This is a genomic window from Mesorhizobium sp. M0968 (genome assembly GCF_040319065.1).
In the GTDB taxonomy this organism is placed as follows: domain Bacteria; phylum Pseudomonadota; class Alphaproteobacteria; order Rhizobiales; family Rhizobiaceae; genus Mesorhizobium.
The window spans coordinates 1-3,369 of the sequence record NZ_JAMYNL010000072.1; the positions used below are offsets into that span (position 1 = coordinate 1).

The 3,369-nt window shown below is 61.2% G+C and carries 4 protein-coding genes; 2 read left to right on the forward strand and 2 right to left on the reverse strand.

The genetic code is table 11. The annotated features are described in order from the left end of the window. Nucleotides 1-5 precede the first annotated feature (5 nt). Complete coding sequence (gene tnpB / locus NKH67_RS33810; protein WP_353033066.1) at nucleotides 6-125, forward strand: IS66 family insertion sequence element accessory protein TnpB; 120 nt, start codon at nucleotides 6-8, stop codon at nucleotides 123-125. On the opposite strand, the gene NKH67_RS33815 is transcribed toward tnpB, so the two are convergent. Together NKH67_RS33815 and NKH67_RS33820 are read right to left on the reverse strand one after the other, a co-directional pair. Beyond that, nucleotides 101-2,215 carry a recombinase family protein gene (locus NKH67_RS33815; RefSeq protein WP_353033063.1) on the reverse strand — a complete coding sequence of 705 codons (2,115 nt, stop codon included), beginning with the start codon at nucleotides 2,213-2,215 and terminating at the stop codon, nucleotides 101-103. The two genes, tnpB and NKH67_RS33815, sit on opposite strands and share 25 nt — an antisense overlap. Nucleotides 2,216-2,510: 295 nt before the next feature. Further along, entirely contained in the window at nucleotides 2,511-2,963 is a 453-nt protein-coding gene (locus NKH67_RS33820; protein WP_352930109.1) for a helix-turn-helix domain-containing protein, read from the reverse strand. Here NKH67_RS33820 and NKH67_RS33825 point away from each other — a divergent pair. Then, complete coding sequence (locus NKH67_RS33825; protein WP_353033068.1) at nucleotides 2,950-3,324, forward strand: hypothetical protein; 375 nt, start codon at nucleotides 2,950-2,952, stop codon at nucleotides 3,322-3,324. The genes NKH67_RS33820 and NKH67_RS33825 overlap by 14 nt on opposite strands. Nucleotides 3,325-3,369: the final 45 nt, after the last annotated feature.

Genomic DNA, 3,369 nt, shown 5'->3' on the forward strand with positions numbered 1-3,369 from the left:
GCGATATTTATGTCTTCCGCGGCCGCAGCGGCAATCTGATCAAGATTATCTGGCATGATGGGCTCGGCATGTCGCTGTATGCAAACGATCTGCATTCATACTACGTCCCTTTCGTCTTCAGTTGAGAGTTTTTTGCCTGGCTGGCATTTTGCCTTCGTGCGGCAGCGCGATCGACGAGCCGGTTCCATCGGCTGCATTGTTTTTGCGGTAGATCCGAAACGGGAAGTTCGTACAGGCAATAGTGCCCGTTGTAGGCGTGGCTGGCGATGAGGCCATGTTTGGCCCATCGGGTGACGGTGTGCTCGTGGATATTGAGACGCGCGGCCGCTTCCTGTTTTGTCAGCATTCCACGTTCCCGCAGGCGCTCATAGCGAGAGCGCAGCTTGTATTGGTGAACGAGATAGGCAACTCGCAAGGCCGTGAAGCGGGCGGTGTGGCGACCGCGGCGTGCGGCCTCGCCGGGACGGTATCCTTGCTGGTTGAGCAGTTCTGCGATCTCGGAATAGATGTGGTCGTCGAGGAGTTTGTCGACCAGTTCGACGATGCCGGGCTGCGTCTTGATCTGCTGGGCGGAAGATTTTGGGCTCAAGGTTGTGAGCGTCTGGATCTTGCCGCCTTTGAATCGCACGTGAACCTTGGTGGTTCCTTCCGCCGGCAGCTTGACGAGAGTGACATCCTCGATGATGTGGGCAAGGAGTCGCTTGCGTTCGCGGTTTGGTGTGTCGGGATCCGCCCAGAGCTTGTTGAAATCCACCGTCATTGCGACCAGCCGCTCGCGGACAGCTTCATCAAGGATGAATTGATCGTGCTCCCGGGCACGCTCACGCTCTTCGCGGGCCTTGGCCAAAATACGGAGCTTCTCGTTCCATTCGCCTTCGAGCGTGTCGGCGACGAGACGATTGTCGGGATCGACCAGCATGAAACGGCGCTGGGCGAGATCGGCCTCGATCTGGGCGCGCTCGACCGCGCGACAGCGCAGCCGATCTGCTTCTTCATGCCGGGCTTGGATCTCCTTACGGACGTCGAGCGCCAGTTCGACGGCGGCCGGCGTCATCTGCTCGGCAATCAGCCTGCCGATGGCTTCATCGACAGGAGGCCCGGCGATCGACTGGCACAAGGGGTCACCGCGATAGGTATGGGCGCGATCGCAGATGTACCAGGCTTCCTGTCGGCCGCGCCGGGCAGCGTAGCGAACCCGGAAATGCCGGCCGCATTGCCCACATACCGCCCGACCTTGCAGCAGCGCCGGGCCTTCTCTTGGGATTGACGCTCGTGCCGCGTCATATCCTTGGCCGTTCGCCTTGAGAATCTTCAGGTTCTCCTGATGTTGTTCCCAGCTGATATAGCCGGGATGCGCATCGGGAATGCAGGCCGGCCAATCATCATTAGTTCGCGCACGCACAGTCTTCTTGCCGTCGATGGTGCGCCGATAGTGTCGCCGCCCATAGGCATAGGCGCCGGCGTAACGCGGATTGTTCAGGACGCGCACCGCGGTCGATGCGGTCAGCGGCCGAAACACCGTCTGACTGTTGTGCAGGCGTGACGGGAACAAAAGGCCTTCCGTGCGAAAGGCCTTGACGGTCTGGGAGGCGGATCCGACGCGAGCGAACGTCTCGAAGAAATGGATGATCGTCTCCCTGACTTGCGTGTCCGGATCGAGCACCACATTGCCGGAATGGTCATAGACCAGCCCGGTTGGCAGGGGACAGCGAAACTCGCCGCGCCTTGCCTTGTTGAGGATGCCTCCGCGCAGCCGTGCCTTGATCACATGCAACTCTGCTTCGCTCATGGTGCCCTTGAGACCGAGCAGGAGCCGGTCGTTGAAGCCTGCGGGGTCATAGACGCCGTCTTCATCGAGGATCAGGGTGTCGGCAAGAGCGCAGATCTCCAGCAGGCGCTGCCAATCGGCATTGTTCCGCGCCAGCCGGGAGACTTCCAGCCCCATCACGATCCCGGCGCGCCCCATGCCGACGTCGCTGACCAAACGCTGAAACCCCTCGCGCCAGGCCGCCGAAGCACCGGATTCACCCTGATCATTGTCGACGACGATAATCTGCTCGTCCCGCCAGCCGAGGGCGACCGCACGTCCACGAAGCGCATATTGCCGCCTGGCGCTCTCGGTGTTCTCGATGACTTGCCGCATCGAGGATTGGCGGATGTACAGGTAGGCGCTGCGTTCGACGTGATGAGGCTGGACTTTAAGGTGCGCATTCATGGTGACCTCCGGTCGTGGATGCTCATGGCTATTGTCGCAAGGACGTGAACGACGGCTGCGTGCCCGCCGTGGGTCGGCCAGGCGGTCGACGGTGGATGACTTTGTTCTTGCAGGGGATTTGCTGCTGCGGCCAGCGTCTGTGCCCATCCCCACATGCCCCGGCGCAGAAAGAGCATGAGGCCGCTACGAGCCTTGAGAGGCAGAGCTTCGCCGAGGGCTGCCCCGCGCAGCACCTCATACTGGGCCGCAATGGCCGACGACAGGATCGATGAACGCACCGATGCCGCGGCAATGTTCACCTGCCGGTTTTTTTTAATACCCGCTCGATCGTCCTGGGATGAAGCTCGACATCGAGTTCGCGGCGGACCAGCTTCGCCAGCTCCCGAGCACGAACGGGTTCGCCCGGGCCCAACTGTGCCTGAAGAAACGCCAGGACTTCGTCGTCGATTTTGTGGGGACCGCGGGGGCCCGGCTTCTTTGGTACCAGTCCCGCAATCCCGGCTGCGTCGAAGCTCGCCCTTGCCTGGTAATAGGTCGGCCTGGAAACGCCATACTCGTCGGACGCCACCGTCACCGACATGTTGTCGATGGAGACGCGCCGCAGCATCTCGTATCTGACCTGCACGGCGTCGTGCGGATCGAAGAACTCGCTGTCGCTGAACTTCGGATCGCCCACCTTCTCGGGGTTTGGATTGAAGGTGCCTTGTTCGATGAGGGCCTCCGTCTTCGAGCGCTTGCTGTCGGACATCGCCGGCTCCGAGTGTGGAAAGAAGCATAATCGTAAAGATATTTATGCCGCTATTAGCATCGATGTCAAGGCGGCTTGTGCGATCAATGCTGAACGTGTAGCCGAAATGCTGGGATATGCTCATCATACGAACCCTCCTGCGGCCGGATCATCGGCGCATGTTGAAGGCAATCGCCGCCATCGTCACCTGGGCGGGCAGCCTTCCTGTCGGCACGTCTGCGGTCTTCACCGGATGCGTACGGTGCTCATGGCCGCCGGATACGACAACGCCATCCTCAAATCCGGCCTCGACCGCGTGCCGCCCGCGGCCGAGCCGGTCAAGCCCACGCCATCGCACACCAACATCCGCGGCGGGTCCTAACCCATGCTGACACATCCAACCCTCGACCAGATGCAGGCTCTCGGC

Excerpts from the sequence above, each read along its gene's own strand:
- NKH67_RS33820 (WP_352930109.1), bottom strand. The coding sequence starts at position 2,963 with ATGTCCGACAGCAAGCGCTCGAAGACGGAGGCCCTCATCGAACAAGGC.
- NKH67_RS33815 (WP_353033063.1), bottom strand. The coding sequence starts at position 2,215 with ATGAATGCGCACCTTAAAGTCCAGCCTCATCACGTCGAACGCAGCGCC.